The organism is Streptomyces sp. NPDC031274, assembly GCF_055570235.1.
On sequence record NZ_JBVIHP010000023.1, the window covers coordinates 64,547 to 85,297 of the forward strand.

Sequence of the window (20,751 nt, forward strand, 5' to 3'; positions counted from 1 at the left end):
GTGGTGCCGCGCCGCTAGCGGAAGCGGCCCCGCTTGGCCTCCATGGCCGCCTTGCCCTCCGCGCCCCGCAGCTTCCACTCGCGGCGCATGTCCGCCCGGAGCTTGGCGTCCGTCTTGGCGACGATGCGCTGGTTCTCGCGGATCAGCTTGCGGTAGCTGTCGAGGCGGCGGCTCGGGAGCGTGCCGTCCTCGACGGCCGCGAGTACCGCGCAGCCGGGCTCGGCGGTGTGGGCGCAGTCGTGGAAGCGGCAGTCGGCCGCAAGCTCCTCGATCTCGGAGAAGACCTGGCCGACGCCTGCCTCGGCGTCGAACAGACCGACACCGCGCAGCCCCGGCGTATCGATGAGGACGCCACCGGCGGGGAGCACGAGGAGGTTGCGGGTCGTCGTGGTGTGGCGGCCCTTGCCGTCCACGTCACGGGCCGCGTTGACGTGCATGACGTCCTCGCCGACCAGCGCGTTGGCCAGCGTCGACTTGCCCGCTCCCGACTGGCCGAGCAGGACGGACGTACCGCCGGAGACGACGGCGCACAGGACGTCGACGCCTTCCCCGGTGGTGGCGCTGACCGGGAGCACCTGGACGCCGGGGGCCGACGTCTCCACGTCCTCGACCAGGTAGGACAGGCCGGTGGCGTCCGGAACCAGGTCGGCCTTGGTCAGGACGACCAGCGGCTGGGCCCCGGACTCCCAGGCCAGCGCAAGGAACCGTTCGATCCGGCCGAGGTCGAGCTCGACGGCGAGCGAGATCGCGATGATCGCGTGATCGACGTTGGCCGCGAGGATCTGCCCCTCGGACCGCTTGGAGGAGGTGGAGCGCACGAAGGCGGTACGGCGCGGCAACAGCGTCCGGACGTACCGCGGATCGCCGCCCTCGGGGTCGACGGCGACCCAGTCCCCCGTGCACACGACCTTCATCGGGTCACGGGGAACGACGAACTCGGTGTCGGCACGCACCGTACCGACCGGGGTGACGACATCGCACTGCCCACGGTCGACGCGCAGCACACGGCCGGGCAACAGACCCTGCGCCGCGTACGGGGTGAAATCGGCTTCCCACTTCTCGTCCCAGCCGTAGGGCGCGAGAGGGTGCGAAGACGGAGAAGAAGCCTGCGGGGATGCAGAGGAAAACAAGGGGTGACCCTTCACAGGGGTGGCCCCGGCGCACGCGCACTCGGGCGCGTGGAAGAGGGGAAGGTCAGCCGGTGGCCACGGAGGTGGAATGAACGGACTTCTCGATGCGGGCAGCGCCCATCTCAACGACAGCCATCGGTCACACCTCCTGTACCAAGTCAGGTCAAGTCACCTGCGGCACCCCTGGGGGCCACCGCTCGAACAACACCAACGATAGAGATGCACCGGCCGTGACGCCATCGGATTACTGCTCGCCAACGGCGGCATGGCGGGACCTCACCCGCTCACAGACCTGCTCCCAGTAGTCCTTGAGCCATGGCCAGCGCGTATGCAGACAGGGTGTACGCGTCGGAGATTCGCCGGTCTGCGACCATGGCGCGGAACTCCTCCTGCGATACGGCCAGGTACGCGTCGATTCCCTCCGCCCTGGCACCCCGGTCGGGTTTGTCGGCCAACTGCGCGGTCCCGACGCGGGCGAGGTACAGATGGTCCACGCCGGCGCGTAGGCCGGTGTCGGGAGAAACAGCGCCGAGATAGGTGAAGTCCACGACGTGGACTCCCAGCTCTTCCTGGAGTTCCCGAGCGGCCGTACCGGCCCCGTCCTCCCCCGGGTCACCGAATCCGCGGGGGATCTCCCAATGCAGGGCCCGATCGGCATGGCGGAAGTGGTGCAGCAGAACGATGCGTCCATCGGCGAGCACCGGAAGCACGGCGGCTCCCCCCGACACGGGCACGATGCGGATGTACGTCCCCAGCCTGCGATCCCCGCGGTTCGCGAACCGTACGGCGTCACGCACCAGACAGAAGTAGGCGTCGCGATAGACGACGCCGATGTCTCCGGCGCTCTCGGGCAGCCCGGCCGCGACGGCCGCCCGTGAGGCTTCGTCAGATGCCTGTTCCTGGTCGGCGCGGTCGAGGAGGATCTCGAAAGCCGCGCCTGGTGGGTTCTCGAAGAGCTCCGGGCGTTGCTCACGCAGCGCGTCGTAGGCCGTGAGTGCGACCTGCTTCCTGGCGGCTCGATCGTGCGCGCTCATGACTCCCCTTGTCTGCGCGCCACGTCGGGGCCGCCGTGGCGGGGACGAACGCACGCCGGTCACAGATACAAAGCGATGGGAAGACGGTCGACCCGGGCCTCCACTGACGTGTACGTCTCCATGCTCTCCCGGTAATGGTCGTGCAATGCCTGAACCACGTCGAAGACGCCGGTGGACGACGATCTCAACGCCGCTCTGCTCCCGCGCAGCAAGGAACTCACCGTCGACGCCAACGCCGTGTCACGCACGGACCACAACGGCACACCGATGGCACCGGCTCCGCTGATGATCAGGGAACGCATGAACCCGAGGACGTCACCGCCGTCGGACCCCATGCCCTGCCCGGCCAGGCAGGCTCCGAGCACGGTGAGCTTGTTCCTCGGCAGGCTGACGCGCAGGGCGAGGTCGAACTGCGACAGCATGTCCGTCTCTCCCAGGTGGATCAGCGGGCCGGACACCTCGGGCTCGTTCACATACACTCCGTGGCCGGCGTACAAGAAGAACTCCGGCTTCACCGCGATCAGTTGCTCGAGCCCTTGCCAGTCGGCGGCGAAGGCGCCCTCTACCTTACCCACGAGGGCGTCGGGGACTTTGCCAGCCACATGGACATGCCTTGCGGTCCAACTGGCGTCGACGATCTCGCGGCCCGTCGCCCGCGCATCGGTGGACATCAGTGCCGCGAGGTCGTCGTCGTGTTCCATCAGCTGTTTCTTGAGCAGATGGCGGCCACGGGTGACAAAAGCGGCCACGCTCACCGAGTGCGACAGCGGAACCCGGGCAGCGAGCGGCCGGTCGTCCTCCGGCGCGGTGGCGACGTGCAGCGGGATCGCGAAGATGTCGTCGGTCGGGATCAGCGTGAGGTGGGTCGGCGAGCCACCCCTGTTGGCGCTCTCCCACACCGGCCTGACCAGAAGGTTCCAGATACGCCGACAGGTTTCTTCCCTGGGCACCGGAAACTCCTGATCGTCGAGATCCTCGAAGACCTTGCGTGCGAGATCGGCCACATCCGCGTAGAGGACGGAGGGCAGCAGCGTCAGCACCCCGTCGCGACAGACCATGATGCCCAGAGAGTCGGGCTCGGGCGTCTCCTCGCCGTCCAGGGCCACGTCCGACGTACCAAAGCGGAAGTACCGCACGACACAGGAACCCTCGTGGTTGAGGGTGTACTGCACCAGCTGATGGGCGATGTCCTCGTCATGTGTCGCCGATGTCAGCGGGTGGTGGAGGAAGTGGTCCTCGTACTGTTGCTCCCGCTCGACGAGCAACTCTCGACGCTCCCTCGCCTTCGCCGCCTCGACAGGGGTCTGTGCCCGCAGGGGCATTCGACGACCGTCCGGACGGTCCCCCGCTGCCTGGGATTCGTACAAGGCGGTGGGCAGCGGGTGGGCGGGGCGGCCGAGAACCGGCGGGCGAGAGGATGCGAGCAGGTCCAGAAGTTCCCGGCCTGAAGACTCCTCCACCAGGGACACGATCTTCTCCAGGTCCTCCTGCCGATGACTGCCCCGTGCCATCTGCGCGCCGATGGCCCGCAGGTAGGCAGGCCTCACGTGATTGGCGTAGGCGCGCTTGTACACGGGGAGAGCGATCGCTTCCCGCACCGACTCCGCCATCTTCAGCCGGCGGTCCAGCACGTCCCGCGGACGATCGGCCGCGGGAAGGGCGGCAGCCGTCTCCCGGTAGTAGCGCACGGTGTAGGCGTAGAAGTCGACGTCAAGACCGGCCCGGCGGCCCGTACCGGCCGCGTCGCCCTCCAGTTCGTCCAGCAGCCGCCCCAGGTCGGCCAGACCGTCGCGGCCTCCGCCGAGCCGAGCAAGGTTCTGGCGGGCGATCCGCCGACCACGCTCCCACCCCGGCCCCGCGTACTTCGTCTGGCCGTGCCCCAAGTCACGCAGGGTCACGAAGTGCTCTTCGGGATGGTCTCCGCAGAGGGCCTCGTTCAAAAGCGACTGTGCCATGCGGTACGTGTCGTTCAATCCCTCGGAGATGGCCTTGGAGCGCGCGGTGACGCGCAGCGACCGCTCGCTGTCCCCGGCCTGCCTCAGGGCGGTGGCGAGGTTGTGGAGACAGTTGGAGTAGCCGCGCAGGAACTCCCGGTGTCTCAGGGGCGTCGCCTCGTCCGGAAGGGTCTTGACGTCGACACCCTGCTCGCTCGCCTGCTGGAGAAGCTTGTCCTGCATCTGCCACATCGCGGGGAGGAACGCATTGGCGTCCGTGCGGCCGCCCTTCTCCGGGGCCTTCTCCCGCGCCGCCTGGCCGCGTTCCTCGTACTCGGCACGCGTGTAGTTGCTGAGTAAGTCGGGCAGTGCCCACCACAGCCGGGCCTTCTCGGCCACCTGCACCGCGGTTCCGAAGGCACGGCGGGAGGCGGTGTAGCTGCCAAGGCGGTAACGGATCCGACCGACTCCGTCATACCAGCGGGCGAGGGCGTAGGCGGGGAAGACATCATCGGGGTCGGCATCGCCGGTCAACCACGCCAGCAGCCGTTCAGCATCAGGCTGGGACGCCTCGACTAGTCGCAGCGCCGAGAGTAACTCGTAGGCGACGTCTGCCTGAACGATTTCGCACCAGTGGGCGCCGACTCGACGGGCGATGCCACGGGCACCCGCTTCGGGGTCCTTGGTGTGCGCTCGGGCCAAGCGCAGCATTCCGGTGGCATCCGCCTGGCGCATCGGAGCGTCGAAGTCGATGTCGAACCTCATGATCAGATCCTCGACGTCCAGTGCCTCGACGAAGGTCCTGATCATGGAGCTGGGGTCCTGCGGGTGATGTCCATCGTCCTGAGGCATGGGGTGAACTCCTCGGTTGTTGCCCCGAGTCCGCGACTCCGGGGCTGCGGTGTCCAAGGTGGCGTCGCGGACAGGGAGGGAGGGCGAGCGAGCGTGGGGGCGTCGCGCGGCAGACGGGCACTGTCTGACAGGCCCTACCGCGGTCGCGCCAGGACGTGTGTCGCGAGGAACGCGATCAGACCGGTCACGAAGGCGCCGGAGAGCGTCCACGCAGCGGCGGGCGGCTCCATTCCTCCGCGGGTTGCCAAGGCCGTGACGGTCAGCCACCCCAGAGCGGCACCGAGCAACCCCGCGGCGCCCGAGTCGAGCCATCTGTATCGGGGTGACGCGGGCGCGACACCTGCCCAGCGCAGCACGGTCAGGGGCAGGGCAAGGGCGAGAGTCGCCCCCACGGCGATGACCGGGGATTGAAGGACCGCGCGTATCGGCACCTCGTAACTCATCGCCTGCGCTGCCCCCAGCGCAGTGAGGACCGATCCCAGAATCGACGTCTGCACGAGCGTCAACCACCCTCGATGCACAGCCAGTTCACGCTCGACGAGCACCGAGACAGCCGCACGCACGCCGTCCGCGCGCTCGCGCACGGCTTCAAGATGCAGCCGGTCCTTCTCGACCTGCTTGATGAGCCATTCGGCTTCCGCCAAGTCGGTCACGGTCCAGGAGACCCCCTTGCCGCGCCTGCGGACTCCGGGGGTATGCAGGCGCATATTGGCGACGGCGGTCGAGAGGCTGCCGGTCAGCTGGCGCTGCCGGGTGATCGTCCACAGCAGTCCCTGCGGGCCGAATTGCGCCTCGTCGACCAGCGTCGATGCCTTCAGCACTCGCTCCAGCCGCACGGGACGGTGCGTCGCGGACTTCAGCTCCCGCAGGAGCGCTGCGGTCCGCTCGTCGCTCTCGGCGATCTGCGCGTACGACGCCCCCGAGGCCTCATACAGCTGCCCTTGGTGGCGGATCTTCGAGAACTGGAGCAGATAGCGTGCGAGCGGCATCAGCCCGAGCCGACCCCCGACAGCCCAAGCCCATTCGTCGAGGGCGGTCTCCTCGCGAGCCGGAGCCAGGACGTAGAGGTCGGTGACTTCTTCAGGTCCGCCGGTGTCATGGGATCGCCAGACGTCGAACCCCTGCTCCGTGCGGTCGAAGCCGGTCCACCAGGGCTCACTGCCCGTCCGGGGCGCATGTCGACGTATGAGATCGCACATCGCGCGCTCTCTCCGGGCGAACCCGCCACGTCCGTAGAGCGCCTCGAACACCCGGAACTCGCCGAGCAGCCCCCAGGGCCGGGGCGGCAGGCCCACAGCCGCCACCGCTCCGCTCCACTCGGCGTCGAGGTCGCTCCACTGGCCGAGGTCCGCCGTCGTGTCGTTGGGCGCGAGCAGGGCGACAACACCGACGACGTCATGTTGGGCGAAGGCGAAGGCGGAATAGAGGGAGGCGTCTCCCGTCCGCCGCGCGGCCGCCAGCACATTGAACTCAAGGGTGGTCGTCGGCGCCGAGCCGAAGTCGATGTGATCCGCAGGTGCCTGGATCCCCGGAATCGGCTCGATCATGCCCAGCGAACGGCACGCTCGCCACAGGGAGTCGAGATATTTTCGCGAGTGATTTTCGATTTCCGAATCAGCCGGCGCAAACGCCATGACAAGCAAGGCAGGCTTGGTGATTCCGCTCATGTCACGCAACCTGCTTTCGCACATGCGAAACGCCGTCGCGAAACGCTGGCGATTTCTTCGAAGTGCGATTCTGCGGGCGGCCCGCCTCGACGTTCTGCGGCTCGGGCACGCCTGCTCACGCCGACGTGCCCCGGCCCTCGCGGGTGCCCGGGGAGCGTCCCTCCGGACTGCGCAGGTCGGCGGTGAGCCGTTCGATCAGATGATTGCGTTGCTCCCGCTGCTGCGCCGGTATAGCTATGCCTTTCGCGCCCAACTCGGCCCGTGCGCGGCGCGCCTCTTTTCGTTCCAAGGGTTCGAGCGGGGCGAGCACACTCCTGATCTTGGTGTCGTCCCCTTCAGAGAGCGCGGCGCCGATCCGGTTCAGTACGTCACCGACGATGCGCCACTCTTCTGCGGTGAGCTGCTCCCAGCCCTCGATCTCCTCAAGACGCCCAATGATCTGCTGTGGTCTCATGAGCCCTCCCCCGATGAGCCGCACGCTTTCCCCGCATCCCCGAACGTAAAGTCTATCGTCGAAGAACCCGTCTAACGCCGGGGAATCTGAAATGTTCGGCCGCGAGAATCCGCCGCCGCCCGCGCCCCCCGCACGGCGGACACCGGCGTGGGCGCCAGCGTCCTGCGCAAGTTGGTGCGCATCGTCGACGCCGCGTCGAGGACGTAGTTCTGCCGGACCTTCCAGGGGCTGCGGTCGCCCTGTCGGGGGAACGCGTCGATGGAGCGCTGGACGTATCCGGAGGCCAGGTCGAGCAGCGGGCGTTCGTTCAGGGTGCTCGTCGGCCTCGGTTCCACCGCCGCGTAGTCGTGCTCGCGCATGTGGTTGAGCACCTTGCACACGAGGCGGGACGTCAGGTCGGCCCGCAGGGTCCAGGACGCGTTGGTGTAGCCGATGCAGACGGCGAAGTTCGGGACGCCCGTCATCATCGCGCCGCGCCACACGAACTGCCGGTTCAGTTCCACCTGTCGGCCGTCGACGCGCGGGGCGATGCCGCCGAACGCGAGGAGTTGGAGTCCGGTGGCGGTCACGACCACGTCGGCCTCCAGGACGCGGCCGGACTTCAGCCGGATGCCCTCGGGGACGAAGCGGTCGATGTGGTCGGTGACGATCTCGGCGTCGCCCGTCTTCAGGACCTCGAACAGGTCGGCGTCGGGCACCGCGCACAGCCGCTGGTCCCACGGGTCGTAGGACGGCGTGAGGTGGTCGGCGACCAGCTTGTCGTCCTTGACGATGCGCTTGTTGAGGCCGGTGAGCAGTCGCCGTGCGGCCTTCGGGCTGCGGCGGCAGAACTGGTAGAGGCCGATGGCGAAGAGGATGTTCTTCGTGCGCACGACCCGGTGGGCCGCGTTCGCGGGCAGGACGGCCCGGATGCCGTCGGCCAGCCTGTCCCGCGAGGGCAGCGAGCCGATCCAGGTCGGGCTGCGCTGCAACATGGTGACGTGTGCGGCGCTCTCCGCCATCGCGGGTACCAGCGTGACGGCGGTGGCGCCGCTGCCGATGACGATCACGCGCTTGCCCGCGTAGTCGAGGTCCTCGGGCCAGAACTGCGGGTGCACGACCGTGCCGGTGAAGGATTCGGCGCCCGGGAACTCGGGGGCGTGGCCCTGGTCGTAGTTGTAGTAGCCCGTGCAGGAGTACAGGAAGTCGCAGGTGACCGTGGTCAGGGTGCGGCCGCCGGATTCGTCGGTGCGCTCCAGCGTCACCGTCCAGCGCGCCGTCGCGGTCGACCAGTCTGCGCCGACGACCTTGGTCCCGTAGCGGATGTGGCGGTCGATGCCGAACTCCGCTGCCGTGTCCTTGATGTAGCTCAGGATGGAGTGGCCGTCGGCGAGCACCTTCGAGTCACGCCAGGGCTTGAAGGCGTAGCCGAGCGTGAACATGTCGGAGTCCGAGCGCACACCCGGGTAGCGGAACAGGTCCCACGTCCCGCCCATGGACTGCCGGGCCTCGATGATCGCGTACGAGAGCTCGGGGCACTCGGTCTGCAGCCGGTACGCGGCGCCGACGCCGGAGAGGCCCGCGCCCACGATCACGACGTCGATGTGCTCGGGCGGGGCGGCGATACCGGCGGTGCCATCGGTACCTTCGGCGCTGGAGTCTGCGGTGTGCGTCATGCTCCTCAGTGTCCGGAAGCACACCCGGCAGGAATTGACCCGGGGCGACAGATCTTTGACCCTGGACGACATGTCCGTGATCAGATCGGCGGGTCTTCGCGGTTTCCGCGCGACGGTGGCGGAGCTCGGCGGCGACGCCGAAGCCTATGCCCGGCAGGCGGGCTGCCCTACGGCCGCCCTCGACGGGGACGACCTCCTGGTGCCCGAGGAGGCGATGGCCACGGTACTTGAGCTCGCCGCCGAGGATCTCGGCTGTCCGGATCTCGGCCTGCGCATCGCGACCCGGCAGGATCTCGGCATGCTCGGCGCCCTCGCGCTCGCCATCCAGAACTCCGCCACCCTCGGGGACGCCCTGGAGTGCACCACGCGCTATCTGTTCGTCCACGCGCGCTCGCTGAGCCTCAGCCTTGAGCCGGACCCGTACGGCACTCCGGGGGTGGCCGCCCTGCGCTACGGCGTGCGCGAGGGGGTCGAGGCGCCGCCCCAGGGCATCGATCTCTCCCTGGGGTTCATGCACCGGGCCATCGTCTACCTCGTCGGCCCGTACGGCCTCGGCTCGGTCGAGCTGCCGCATCCGCTGCTCGCTCCGCTCTCGGTGTACGAGGACTTCTTCGGCGTCCCGGTGAAGGCGGACCGCCCCGCCGCACTGCTGCGTGTCCCGCTCAGCCTGGCCGACCGACCGCTCGGCGGGGGGAACGCGCATCTGCGCCGCCTCGCACTCGCGTACCTGGACGAGCAGCTGCCCACGGAGTGCACGGACGCCGTCAGCGGTGTCCGCGCCGTCGTCGCGCGTTCGCTCGGTACGTCGCCGCCCGAGATCGTGACGGTCGCCCGTCTCCTGAACGTCCATCCGCGCACCCTCCAGCGACGGCTGCGCGCGGCGGGCACGACGTTCGCCGAGGTCGTCGACGAGGAGCGGCGCGGCGCCGCCCGCCGCTATCTCGTCGACACCGACCTGCCGCTCGGCCAGATCGCCCTGCTCATCGGCCTCTCCGAGCAGTCGGCTCTCAACCGCTGCTGCCGACGCTGGTGGGGTGCGACACCGCGAGCGGTACGGAGCGGGGACAACGCAGAAGCGGGGTGAGCGGAGGGCTCGGTTCCGGCCAGATTCGGCCGTAGAACAGGCCGCTATCTGGCTTGTTGTGTCGTGGACCAAGTAGATGCCCCAGGCATCCAATGGGACAGGTAAAGGGAGCCCCTCCGCTTGTGAGGTAAGTCCATGACGGAATCAGTCACGTCCGAACCCACCTCAGCAATCGCGTCCGAAGCAGTCACGTCCGAAGCGGTCGCCTTCCCGCAGGACCGCACGTGCCCCTATCACCCGCCACAGGCGTACGAACCACTCCGCGAGGCCCGTCCGCTCTCCCGGGTCCGGCTGTTCGACGGACGTTCCGTCTGGGTGGTCACCGGGCAGGGGACGGCCCGTGACCTGCTCATCGACCCGCGCCTCTCCACCGACCGCGAGAACGAGGCGTTCCCCGCGCCGACGGAGCGCTTCGCGAAGGTACGCAACCGCCGTGTCGCCCTGCTCGGCGTCGACGACCCCGTGCACAACACCCAGCGCCGGATGCTGATCCCCAGCTTCTCCGTGAAGCGGATCGCCGCTCTGCGCCCACGGATCCAGGAGACGGTCGACCGGCTCATCGACGCCATGGAGGCACAGGGGTCACCGGCCGAGCTGGTCAGCGCGTTCGCACTGCCGGTTCCTTCCATGGTGATCTGCGCCCTGCTCGGCGTGCCGTACGCCGACCACGAATTCTTCGAGGAACAGTCGCGCCGACTGCTGCGCGGCCCCCGCGCCGAGGACACCGAGCGGGCGAGAGACGAACTCGACGCCTACTTCTACGCGTTGATCGAACGCAAACGCCGGGAGCCGGGGGACGGACTCCTCGACGAGCTCATCCACCGGCAGCTCTCCGAGGGGGCGCTCGACACCGAGGAACTGGTCAGCCTGGCGACGATCCTGCTGATCGCGGGGCACGAGACCACGGCGAACATGATCTCCCTCGGCACGTTCACGCTCCTCCAGCACCCGGAGCAGCTCGCCGAACTGCGGTCCGAGCAGACGCTGATGCCCGCCGCCGTCGAGGAGTTGCTGCGCTTCCTGTCCATCGCGGACGGAATGCTGCGCGTGGCGAAGGAAGACATCGATGTCGCGGGCAGCACCATTCGCGCGGACGACGGCGTCATCTTCTCCACCTCCCTCATCAACCGCGACAACGCGGCGTACGAGACACCGGAGGAACTGGACTTCCACCGCGCCGACCGCCACCACCTGGCCTTCGGTTTCGGCATTCACCAGTGCCTCGGCCAGAACCTCGCCCGCGCCGAGATCGACATCGCCCTGCGGACGCTCTTCGCGCGCATGCCGGAGCTTCGCCTCGCGGTGCCCGCGCGGGAGATCCCGTTCAAACCGGGCGACACGATCCAGGGGATGCTCGAACTCCCCGTCACTTGGTAGGCGAGGGAGGAGACGAGCGTGCGGGTTCATGTCGAACAGGAGCGGTGCGTGGGTGCGGGGATGTGCGCGCTCACCGCTCCGAGCGTCTTCACCCAGGACGACGACGGCTTCAGCGAGGTGCTCCCCGGCCGCGAGGACGGGGGCGGCGACCCCCTGGTGCGTGAGGCCGTACGGGCCTGCCCGGTGCAGGCGGTCACCGTCGACGAGTCCTGACCGGGCCGTCGTACCGGCCCTAACCGCGCAGCGTCACCGTAAAACTGCGTCCGTACGCGTGGTGGGTGTCGACGTCGATCCGGGTCCCGCCGTGGACCCGGCTCACGCGCACCCCCGCGTCGGCCTCGACCTGCCGCAGGGAACGGCCGCGCAGCAGCACGCCGACCCTGTCGCGGTCCATCGTCGGATCGGACACGGCCACGGTCGTCGGGCCCCGCCTCTCGCTCCGTACGAGCACCGAGGCGGGGCCCTCGATCCGTAGCCCGGCGGGCCCGGCGACCTCGTGACCGCCTGCCGTGAAGGTGTTCGCGGCGGTCAGACCGAGGCCCGCGTGGCCGATGGCCTGCATCCGGACCGTGTTGGCGAGCACCTTCAGCGGCTGCCCGCCCCGGTACGACCTCAGCCCGGTCTCGCCCGCGTTCGGCACCAGCGCGTAGGCCAGGGAGAGCGGCCGGGCCCCGGCAGCCCGGTCCACGCTCACGCCGAGGACCGTGCGCGTCACCGCCGTGTCCGGGTTCGCGGTGCGGACGATCCGGCGGCTGCGCGTGACCTTTCCCAGGGCGACCCGCACCTTCGGGGTGTCAAGGAAGACGTAGCCGACGGAGGTGCTTCGCGTGGCGTTGGCGTAGCGCAGCCAACGGAGGTCACCGCTGCCCGCGCCGCTCCACGGGCGGCCGTCACGCAGCTCGCCCGTGACGGAGACCTGGTCGTCCGGGGCCGCGACGCGCGCGTCGACCGTCGTCGTCACAGCGCGCCGCGCGCCGTCACCCACCCCCGCCGCGAGCACCACGATCTCCTCGTCGAGCAGGAACCACGACTTCGTCGCCGTCGCGTTGCGATATACGACGAAGTCGTCCGGCAGCAGCTCCCGGTCGCGGAAGGCGACATCACTGGACTGCACCGCCCCGACCGCGCCGTACGCCCCGAGGACCGCGCCCCCGGAGTGCCGGTTGGTGCCGCGCGGGAAGTAGACGTAGGTGTTCTGCGACTCGGAGGAGGAGGTGAAGTTCAGGGGGTGGCCGGGGTTGTCGTAGAACGGCTTCCCGTACAGCTCGGGGATCGTCCGGCGCTGCTCGACAGGGGCGGTGACGCCCGCGAGGCCGTACGGCGAGACCGTGGTGAAGTAGTCGACGCCGTACGCCTGGGTCTGGTCCTGCCCGGAGAGATAGAGGTAGTACGCGCCGTCGCCCTGGAACCACGGCATGAGGTTCTCGCCGCTCATGTACTCGTACTTGCTGATCCGGTCGGAGCTGCGCGCGAGCGCGAAGGCGTAACCCGGTCGGCGATGGACGTGCTTGTCCATGGCGTTGAAGGCGACGCTGCGCGACGCGGGGTTCAGGTCGGCGGGCGGCACGGAGGTGTCGCCGATGATGTCGGCGTAGCGCACGATGCTGACCGGCGAGACGAATCCTGTCGGGTTGAGCGCGGCGCGCGAGGTCGACCTGATGTGCTTCACATAGCTCTTCAGGGCGGTGGCGTCGGCGCCGGTGGACAGCGACGAGAGGTCCACGACGGCCTCGACGACGACCGCCACGTCCGTGTAGCCGCTGTCGGGGCGCGACACCGCACGCCCCTTGACGATCTCCATCATCCAGCCCTCGAAGATGAGCGGCGCGAACCCGTCACGCACCCACCGCCCGACCGTCGGCAGCAGCTCCTCGCCGTGCGCGAAGCCCGTGCCGTCGAGGATCTTGAGGGTCTGCACGACCCGGGTGAGCAGCCCTTTTCCGTACGATCCCGTGTACGCGACGGAGGCGTGCTGGATGAAGGAGCCGTCGGCGTAATAGCCGTCCGTCACCCCGTGCCGGAGGTGGTAGGGGTCGATGGTGACGAAGACCGTCAGCTGGTCGGTGAGTGCCTTGCGAATACGGGCCTCGCCGCCCACGCCGATGAGCGCGCCCTGCAGGATGCGGTTGGTGGTGATGTCGGCGAGGTTGGCGCCGGTGTGGAAGCGCGAGTCGAGGTTCACGTCCCCGCCGGTGCCGTTGCGCAGATAGGCGTCCATCGAGGCGACGTAGGTGGCGATGAGGTCGGGCTTGTAGGTCCGCACCTCGTCGACGAGGAGCGCGAGGGTCTTGCTGACGTGCTGGGAGATGCCGATTTCCCAGTGGAACCAGTTGCCGTAGTAGCCCTTGGACTGATCGCCGTAGTAGCGCTCGTGCAGAAATCCGAGGCCGTCGATCACCCGGCGCTGCACGGCGGTGTCGCCGTAGAGGTCGGAGAGGGTGCCCGGGACGCGGGTGGCGAGGGCGATCTCGTAGAGCCGCTTGAAGGCCGTGTTGAGGTTGGTCTCGTCCGTGCCGAGCGCCAGGCCCGCGAACAGCTCGCCCTCTCCCGCGTCGTCCATCGACGTCAGGTTGGTCCGCGCCGTCCTGTCGATCGCGAGGAGCTTGGCGGCCGTCTCGGGGCGCGCGTTGGACTCGGTGGTCCCCGCGAAGATCCCCGCGGTGTTGGCCAGGAGGCGGGCGCTGTCCGCCGTGGCCTCTGCGGCGCTCACGGGCAGCGCGGGGAGCACCGTCAGGAGACCGGCGGCCGAAAGGGCGGACAGCAGACGTCTGCGGGTGATCTCCATGGCGACCTCCGCCGGTCGGGTTGGCGTTCAGGCGTTCCTGGCTTTCTGGCGGGCGGAGTCAAGCAGACGCCCCGAACGGCGACAAGGCTGAGCGCAACGCCGTCCCGCGTCCCGGTACCGATCGGACCGGCAGCGACTACGCTTGACGGTGTGAGGTCGGAAGAGCACACACCAGGGCCGTTCGCCGTCGTGGCCATCGCTTCGTCCGCCGGAGGTATTCAGGGGCTCGTCGCGATCCTGGGCGAACTCGGCCCCGAGCTGCCCGTGCCCATCCTCGTGGTCCAGCACCTTGATCCCCGTCACCGCACGCTCCTCGCGGAGGTCCTCAGCCGGCGCACGGAACTCGTAGTGAAGCTGGCCGAGAACCAGGAGAGCATCGAGCCGGGGACCGTGTATCTGGCGCCGCCCGACCGACACCTCCTGGTGGGGCCGGACGGGATACTGACGTTGTCGAACAGTAAGCTTGTGCACTTCGTACGCCCCTCGGCCGACCTGCTCTTCGAGTCGGTGGCCGGAGCGTACGGCCCGCAGGCCATCGCCTGTGTGATCACCGGCACCGGCATGGACGGCGCCATGGGCGTGGAGGCGGTCAAGTCGCGTGGCGGCACCGTGATCGCCGAGGATCCGCAGAGCGCACAGTTCACGGGGATGCCCAAGGCCGCGGTGGAGACCGGAGCCGTGGACTTCGTACTCCGTATTGAGGAAATCGCCGCGGCCATCCGCGGACTGGTAGAGGACAAGAGGCAGTGATGGGTGAGTCGTCCGGCGCCGAGACAGGGCAGAACGCGGAGCCGGAGGCGCAGGGTCGTCCGGAACCGGACAGTGAAGCGCAGGAGCTGCGTGACGCGGAGCAGGTGGGTGAAGCAGAGCAGAAGCGTCAGCCGGATCAGAGGACGGGGCAGGGGCGCGAAGCGCAGCCCGCCGAGCTCGTCGACCCGGGCCTGGAGAGTCTGCTCGGGTTCATCCGTGACGCACGTGGATTCGACTTCACCGGCTACAAGCGGTCCACCCTCGGCCGCCGCATCCGCAAGCGCATGGGAGATGTCGGAGTGCAGGGCTTCGCGGACTACCGCGACCTCCTGGAGACCGACGCGGACGAATTCCGTGCTCTGTTCAACACGATCCTGATCAACGTCACCTCCGTGTTCCGCGACCCGGACGCCTGGGACCTCCTGCGGCACGACGTGCTCCCCCGGCTGCTCGAGACCGTCAGCCCGCAGGAGGAGATCCGGATCTGGAGCGCGGGCTGTTCCAGCGGGGAGGAAGCGTACTCCCTGGCCATACTGTTCGCGGAGGAGATCGGCGTCGAGGAGTGCGCGAAACGCGTCAAGATCTACGCCACGGACGTCGACGAGGAAGCGCTGCGCGAAGCCCGCTCGGGTCAGTACATCGCGAAGGTCCTGGAGCCGCTGTCCAAGGAACTGCGCGACAAGTACTTCGAGCGCAATGGCACCCACTACACCTTCCGGACGGATCTGCGCCGCCGCGTCATCTTCGGCCGTCATGACATCACCCGTGACGCCCCGATCTCCCGCCTCGACCTGCTCGTCTGCCGCAACACGCTGATGTACTTCAACGTGGAGGCGCAGACCCAGATCCTCGACCGTTTCCACTTCGCCCTGCGCGAAGGGGGTCACCTCTTCCTCGGCAAGGCCGAGATGCTCCTGAACGACACCGACCGCTTCGAGGCGATCAGTATCCGACAGCGCGTCTTCCGCCGCCGCCCCGGCGGCAACGGGCCGCCGTATCACGCCACACCCCCGCTGAAGGCCAGGGTCAGCATGGCTTTGGAAAGGCAGCCGATCCCGCAGACGGTACAGCTGCGTGATCTGGTCCTGGACTCGACGCCGGGGGCGAGCATCGCCCTGGACAGCAGCGGAATCGTCATCATGGTCAATCACGGGGCACGGGCCCAGTTCGGCCTCACGCCCAACGACGTGGGCAGGCCCTTCCAGGACCTGGAGATCTCCTACCGGCCGGCCGAGCTCCGTTCCCTGATCGACCAGGCCATCTACGAACGCCGCCCGATGCACGTCCGCGGCGCGGAGCGCCGTCTCGGCAACGAGCTGCAGTACTTCGACATCGACATCCAGCCGATCCTGAGCGGGCCGGGCGGACCGGGTCTGCCGGTCGCCATCAACGTCACGTTCCTCGACGTCACGCAGTCCACCCGCCTCAAGGCCGAGGTCAAGCGCGTGCGTGAGGACCTGGAGACGGCGTACGAGGAACTCCAGTCGACGAACGAGGAGCTGGAAACCACCAACGAGGAACTCCAGTCGAGCATCGAGGAGCTGGAGACCACCAACGAAGAGCTCCAGTCGACGAACGAGGAGCTGGAAACCACCAACGAAGAGCTCCAGTCCGGCAATGAAGAGCTCGAGACGATGAACGACGAGATGCGGCTGCGCACCACTGATCTGGACGAGGCGCATGCCTTCCTGGAAGGCGTGGTGAGCAGCATCGCGGCCGGGGTGGTGGTGCTCTCCGCCGACATGCGCACGAAGAACTGGAACCGTGGCGCGATCGACCTGTGGGGTCTGCGCCCGGACGAGGTGCTCGACGAGCATTTCTTCGCCCTCGACTTCGGGCTGCCCACCGACCGCCTGCGCGATGTCATCCAGCGGTGCGTCGCGTCGGGCAAGCGGTCGGGCCCCGTGGTCATCCCCGCGGTGAACCGCATCGGACGAAACATCGATTGTTCGGTCATCTGCTCTCCGTTCGACGGACACAACGGCGGTGTCGTCCTCCTCATGGAAGATGTCGCCGACACAGGGGGCAGCTGACCCGCAAGGTCGTACGCTGTTGGACATGAGCGCCATGGAGGGCAGTTCTCCGGAGACAGGCGGCCGGGCCGACACCGCCCGGCGGCGTGCTGTCCGAGCGGACGAGCGCGCCACGCAGGAGACGACGACCGCCGAGCGCCATGAGCGGCTCTTCGTGGAGACCGGCCGCGTGCTCCACTCGACGATGGCGACGCGGCACCACGCGATCGCGGAACGCCATCGCACCACGGCCCGCCTCCAGCAGGCGTACGCACTCCGGCTGGTGGAGGCGGAGCCCACAGACAGCAGCTTCTCCTCCCTTTTCATGGCGGGGGTGGCGGAGGCCTGCGGAACGCTCAGCGCCGCGCTCACGCTCGTCGGGCCCGATCTGAGCCAACTCGCGGTCGCCGCTTCGGACCAGCCCTCACGCGGCGCCCAGGATCTGGAGTACGTCCTGACGGCGGGCCCCGGACTCGACGCGGTCCGCGCCCGACTTGCGGTGTACGCGTCGGGCCCGGTGCTCGAGACCCGCTGGCCCGGTTACGGCTCCGGCATCGCCGCCCTCGGCCTGAGATCGGTCGCGGCGCTCCCGCTGAAGGTGTCGTCGGGCTGCATAGGGGTGCTCACGGTCTTCGATCCCCCGTCGTCGCTCGCCAGATCGGGGAAGTTCAGCGAGGTCGCCGCCGCGCTGGCGGACGGCGTGCTGATAGGGCCGGACGCGGATCTCGGACTCTACGGCGGCGCGGATCTGCGGGCCACGGTCCACCAGGCCGCAGGCGTGCTGTCCGAGCAGACGGGCGGTTCGGTCAATGACGCCCTGGCGCTCATCAAGGCACGGGCCTTCGCCTCGGGCGTGCCCCTGGACTCGGTGGCCCAGCGTGTCATCTCCGGGGAACTGAAGCTCCGATGACCCGCGCCGTACGGCGAGATCCGTAGCCCGTGCACCATCCGTCCAACTCCCCCGCCGAGAATCCAACAACCCCCGCCGCGTGAGTGTTGTGACGTCCCTCCTCCCGGCTGTCTGATGGAGGTCATGGAGCTCCCCTACCTTGAGGACGTATCCCCCGGCACCGGCAGCCTCCCGCCCCGCGCGTGGTATGCGGACTCGGATGCCATTTCCCTCTCCCTGAACGGCAGTTGGCGCTTCCGGCTCTCCCAGACCGCCGACGCCGCCGACGACTCCTTCGCCTCGGACGGCTTCGACGCCGGGGCCTGGGACACCGTGGCGGTGCCAGGCCACTGGGTGCTGCAGGGGCACGGCGCGCCCCTCTACACCAACGTGGCCTATCCCTTCCCGGTCGACCCGCCCCGCGTCCCCACCGAGAACCCGACCGGCGACCACCTGCGCACCTTCGACCTGCCGGACGACTGGCCCGCGACCGGGGGCGGCGCCCTGCGCTTCGACGGCGTCGAGTCCTGTGCCCGCGTCTGGCTGAACGGCACGGAGCTAGGCGAGTTCAAGGGCTCACGGCTTCCGCACGAGTTCGCGGTCGGCCACCTCCTGAAGCCCTCGGGCAACGTCCTCGCGGTCCGCGTCCACCAGTGGTCGTCCGGTTCGTACCTGGAGGACCAGGACCAGTGGTGGCTGCCGGGCATCTTCCGGGACGTGACCCTGCTGCACCGCCCCGAGGGCTGCGCGCTCGACTTCTTCACGCACGCCTCGTACGACCACCGCGCGGGGACCGGGACGCTGCGGGTCGACTCGGACGTGGACGGCCGGATCACCGTGCCCGAGCTGGGGGTCGACGTCGCGACGGGCGAGTCGGTGACGGTGGCCGTCGAGCCGTGGACGGCCGAGACGCCCCGCCTCTACGACGGGGTCCTGGCCACCGCGGGCGAGCGCGTCCCGCTGCGGATCGGCTTCCGCACGGTGGCCGTCGAGGACGGGGTCATCAAGGTCAACGGCCGCCGGATCCTGTTCCGCGGCGTGAACCGGCACGAGTTCCACCCGCGGACGGGGCGCGCGCTCGACCTCGACACCATGCGCACCGATGTCCTGCTGATGAAGCAGCACAACATCAACGCGGTCCGCACCAGCCACTATCCGCCGCACCCCGCCTTCCTCGACCTCTGCGACGAGCTGGGCCTGTGGGTCGTCGACGAGTGCGACCTGGAGACCCACGGCTTCACCGAGCAGGGCTGGCGCGACAACCCCGTCGACGACGACCGCTGGACGCCCGCCCTCCTGGACCGCGCGGCCCGCATGGTCGAGCGCGACAAGAACCACGCCTCGGTGATCATCTGGTCCCTCGGCAACGAGTGCGGGACGGGCCGCGGCCTGAGCGCGATGGCCCGCTGGATCCGCGCACGGGACACAGGGCGCCTCATCCACTACGAGGGCGACCAGTCCTGCGTGTACACCGACATGTACTCACGCATGTACGCCGACCATGCCGAGGTCGATCGCATCGGCCGCCGCGAGGACACGGAAGGACCGGCAGCACGGCTCCAACTCCCCTTCATCCTCTGCGAGTACGGGCACGCGATGGGCAACGGACCCGGCGGTCTGAGCGAGTACCAGGCGCTGTTCGACGCCCATGAGCGCAATCAGGGCGGCTTCATCTGGGAGTGGATCGACCACGGCTTCGAGCACCCGGAGCTCGGCTACGCCTACGGAGGCGACTTCGGCGAGGAGCTGCACGACGGCAACTTCGTCTGCGACGGCCTGGTCTTCCCCGACCGGGCGCCGTCACCGGGGCTCGACGCGTACAAGCGGGTCATCCAGCCGGTGGGCTTCGCGTACGACGCGGACGCGGGGACGGTCAGGGTCACCAATCTGCACGATTTCGCGGACCTGTCGCACCTGTCCTTCGAGTGGTCGTACATCAGCGATGGCGACGCGGCGTCCGAGGCCGGAGAGCTGGCCGTGCCACCGGAACTCGGGCCCGGTGAATCCGTCGAACTGAAGCTGCCGGACGCGCCGCCCGCGAGCCGCGCCGCCGAGACCTTCCTGCATCTCACGGCGCTGGTGGGCGTCGCCGACACGAACTGGACGAAGCTGGACCACGTCGTCGCGCGGGCCGAGTTCGCGGTGACGCCGCGTCCCGCCGCCCGCGCCGCTGCCGGCGAACGGCCCCAGCGTGACGGCCACTTCATCAATCTCGGCCCGGGCACCTTCGACGCCCACACCGGCGCACTGCACGCCCTGAACGCCATCCCCCTGTCCAGCGCCCCGCGCCTGGACATCTGGCGGGCCCCCACCGACAACGACAACGGGGCGTCCTGGCAGGGCGGACAGCGCAACGGCCTGGTGTGGCGCGAGCTCGGCCTGCATCGGATGCAACACCGTCTCGATGCCGTCGAGTTGACCGACGAAGCGCTCACCGTCCGCACCCGCGTGGCTCCCGCCTCGCGCGACATCGGCCTGCGCACCACCTACCACTGGACCTCCGACGGCACCCGGCTGCGCCTCACGGTCTCCGTGGTGCCCGAGGGCCAGTGGACGGTTCCGCTGCCCCGGCTCGGCATCCGGCTCGGCCTTCCCGCCGCGTACGGGTACGCGCACTGGTTCGGCGGCGGCAACGGCGAAGCGTACCCGGACACGGCGGCGGCGTCCGACATCAGCCGCCGCTCCATGCCGGTCGACCGGATGCAGACCCCGTACGTGCGCCCCCAGGAGAACGGCGCCCGTGCGGACGTCCGCTGGGCCGAGCTGCGGGCGGGCTTCACCGGAGAGGGCGTGCGCGTGGTCGGCGAGCCCGCCTTCTGGTTCACCGCGCGCCGCTGGACCACCGAACAGCTGGACGCGGCCACGCACCGCACGGACCTCACCCCCGGCGAGACGGTGTGGGTCCATCTCGACCACGGCCAGCACGGCATCGGCTCGCAGTCCTGCGGGCCCGGGGTCCTTCCGCAGTACGAACTCCCCGCCGCACCCGCACAGTTCACCTTCACCTTCGCGCACCGCGACGCCACGCCCGAGGAGGAGCCACCCATGCCGCCGATGCCGCCGCCAGGCGGGTGAACCTCGCTCTGACCGGGGTTTTCCGGTGACTCGGCACTAGACTGGAAGTCACC

14 protein-coding genes are annotated in these 20,751 nt (G+C 69.1%); 7 read left to right on the forward strand and 7 right to left on the reverse strand.

Annotation, left to right across the window (positions count from 1 at the left end):
* Positions 1-14: 14 nt before the first annotated feature.
* From rsgA to ACZ5CR_RS31590, 6 genes are all read right to left on the reverse strand, one after another.
* Positions 15-1,130 carry a ribosome small subunit-dependent GTPase A gene (gene rsgA / locus ACZ5CR_RS31565; protein WP_468863687.1) on the reverse strand — a complete coding sequence of 372 codons (1,116 nt, stop codon included), beginning with the start codon at positions 1,128-1,130 and terminating at the stop codon, positions 15-17.
* A gap of 284 nt (positions 1,131-1,414) precedes the next feature.
* Positions 1,415-2,164, reverse strand: coding sequence for an NUDIX hydrolase (locus tag ACZ5CR_RS31570; RefSeq protein ID WP_468863690.1), 750 nt, complete (start codon positions 2,162-2,164; stop codon positions 1,415-1,417).
* A gap of 59 nt (positions 2,165-2,223) precedes the next feature.
* On the reverse strand, positions 2,224-4,950 hold the full coding sequence (locus ACZ5CR_RS31575; RefSeq protein WP_468863692.1) for a CHAT domain-containing protein: 2,727 nt from the start codon (positions 4,948-4,950) through the stop codon (positions 2,224-2,226).
* 134 nt (positions 4,951-5,084) lie between these two features.
* Entirely contained in the window at positions 5,085-6,641 is a 1,557-nt protein-coding gene (locus tag ACZ5CR_RS31580; protein WP_468863694.1) for a CATRA conflict system CASPASE/TPR repeat-associated protein, read from the reverse strand.
* A 91-nt stretch (positions 6,642-6,732) separates the two neighbouring features.
* Complete coding sequence (locus ACZ5CR_RS31585) at positions 6,733-7,071, reverse strand: CATRA system-associated protein (protein ID WP_468863696.1); 339 nt, start codon at positions 7,069-7,071, stop codon at positions 6,733-6,735.
* Between the two features lie 71 nt (positions 7,072-7,142).
* Positions 7,143-8,726 (reverse strand): flavin-containing monooxygenase, encoded by a 1,584-nt coding sequence (locus ACZ5CR_RS31590; RefSeq protein ID WP_468863699.1) that lies wholly within the window; start codon positions 8,724-8,726, stop codon positions 7,143-7,145.
* Between the two features lie 70 nt (positions 8,727-8,796).
* Between ACZ5CR_RS31590 and ACZ5CR_RS31595 the strand changes: the two genes are divergently transcribed.
* The 3 genes from ACZ5CR_RS31595 (at position 8,797) to ACZ5CR_RS31605 (ending at position 11,400) form a co-directional block, all read left to right on the forward strand.
* Positions 8,797-9,810: an AraC family transcriptional regulator gene (locus tag ACZ5CR_RS31595; RefSeq protein ID WP_468863701.1), complete on the forward strand. Its 1,014-nt coding sequence runs from the start codon at positions 8,797-8,799 to the stop codon at positions 9,808-9,810.
* Between the two features lie 135 nt (positions 9,811-9,945).
* Positions 9,946-11,187: a cytochrome P450 gene (locus ACZ5CR_RS31600; protein ID WP_468863703.1), complete on the forward strand. Its 1,242-nt coding sequence runs from the start codon at positions 9,946-9,948 to the stop codon at positions 11,185-11,187.
* A gap of 18 nt (positions 11,188-11,205) precedes the next feature.
* Positions 11,206-11,400 carry a ferredoxin gene (locus ACZ5CR_RS31605; RefSeq protein ID WP_389901173.1) on the forward strand — a complete coding sequence of 65 codons (195 nt, stop codon included), beginning with the start codon at positions 11,206-11,208 and terminating at the stop codon, positions 11,398-11,400.
* Positions 11,401-11,419: 19 nt separating this feature from the next.
* Here the strand turns inward: ACZ5CR_RS31605 and ACZ5CR_RS31610 are convergent, their stop codons facing one another.
* Positions 11,420-13,972 carry a polysaccharide lyase family 8 super-sandwich domain-containing protein gene (locus ACZ5CR_RS31610; protein ID WP_468863706.1) on the reverse strand — a complete coding sequence of 851 codons (2,553 nt, stop codon included), beginning with the start codon at positions 13,970-13,972 and terminating at the stop codon, positions 11,420-11,422.
* Between the two features lie 150 nt (positions 13,973-14,122).
* On the opposite strand from ACZ5CR_RS31610, the gene ACZ5CR_RS31615 reads away from it, so the two are divergent.
* The 4 genes from ACZ5CR_RS31615 (at position 14,123) to ACZ5CR_RS31630 (ending at position 20,698) form a co-directional block, all read left to right on the forward strand.
* Complete coding sequence (locus ACZ5CR_RS31615; RefSeq protein WP_468863708.1) at positions 14,123-14,722, forward strand: chemotaxis protein CheB; 600 nt, start codon at positions 14,123-14,125, stop codon at positions 14,720-14,722.
* Positions 14,722-16,755, forward strand: coding sequence for a CheR family methyltransferase (locus ACZ5CR_RS31620; protein ID WP_468863710.1), 2,034 nt, complete (start codon positions 14,722-14,724; stop codon positions 16,753-16,755). The genes ACZ5CR_RS31615 and ACZ5CR_RS31620 overlap by 1 nt, the downstream gene beginning before the upstream one ends.
* 25 nt (positions 16,756-16,780) lie before the next feature.
* Positions 16,781-17,644 carry an ANTAR domain-containing protein gene (locus ACZ5CR_RS31625; protein ID WP_468863713.1) on the forward strand — a complete coding sequence of 288 codons (864 nt, stop codon included), beginning with the start codon at positions 16,781-16,783 and terminating at the stop codon, positions 17,642-17,644.
* Positions 17,645-17,767: 123 nt separating this feature from the next.
* Positions 17,768-20,698, forward strand: coding sequence for a glycoside hydrolase family 2 TIM barrel-domain containing protein (locus ACZ5CR_RS31630; protein ID WP_468863716.1), 2,931 nt, complete (start codon positions 17,768-17,770; stop codon positions 20,696-20,698).
* The last annotated feature ends 53 nt before the right edge of the window (positions 20,699-20,751 follow it).

Excerpts from the sequence above, each read along its gene's own strand:
- ACZ5CR_RS31570 (WP_468863690.1), bottom strand. The coding sequence starts at position 2,164 with ATGAGCGCGCACGATCGAGCCGCCAGGAAGCAGGTCGCACTCACGGCC.
- ACZ5CR_RS31575 (WP_468863692.1), bottom strand. The coding sequence starts at position 4,950 with ATGCCTCAGGACGATGGACATCACCCGCAGGACCCCAGCTCCATGATC.
- ACZ5CR_RS31580 (WP_468863694.1), bottom strand. The coding sequence starts at position 6,641 with ATGTGCGAAAGCAGGTTGCGTGACATGAGCGGAATCACCAAGCCTGCC.
- ACZ5CR_RS31585 (WP_468863696.1), bottom strand. The coding sequence starts at position 7,071 with ATGAGACCACAGCAGATCATTGGGCGTCTTGAGGAGATCGAGGGCTGG.
- ACZ5CR_RS31590 (WP_468863699.1), bottom strand. The coding sequence starts at position 8,726 with ATGACGCACACCGCAGACTCCAGCGCCGAAGGTACCGATGGCACCGCC.
- ACZ5CR_RS31595 (WP_468863701.1), top strand. The coding sequence starts at position 8,797 with ATGTCCGTGATCAGATCGGCGGGTCTTCGCGGTTTCCGCGCGACGGTG.
- ACZ5CR_RS31600 (WP_468863703.1), top strand. The coding sequence starts at position 9,946 with ATGACGGAATCAGTCACGTCCGAACCCACCTCAGCAATCGCGTCCGAA.
- ACZ5CR_RS31610 (WP_468863706.1), bottom strand. The coding sequence starts at position 13,972 with ATGGAGATCACCCGCAGACGTCTGCTGTCCGCCCTTTCGGCCGCCGGT.
- ACZ5CR_RS31620 (WP_468863710.1), top strand. The coding sequence starts at position 14,722 with ATGGGTGAGTCGTCCGGCGCCGAGACAGGGCAGAACGCGGAGCCGGAG.
- ACZ5CR_RS31625 (WP_468863713.1), top strand. The coding sequence starts at position 16,781 with ATGAGCGCCATGGAGGGCAGTTCTCCGGAGACAGGCGGCCGGGCCGAC.
- ACZ5CR_RS31630 (WP_468863716.1), top strand. The coding sequence starts at position 17,768 with ATGGAGCTCCCCTACCTTGAGGACGTATCCCCCGGCACCGGCAGCCTC.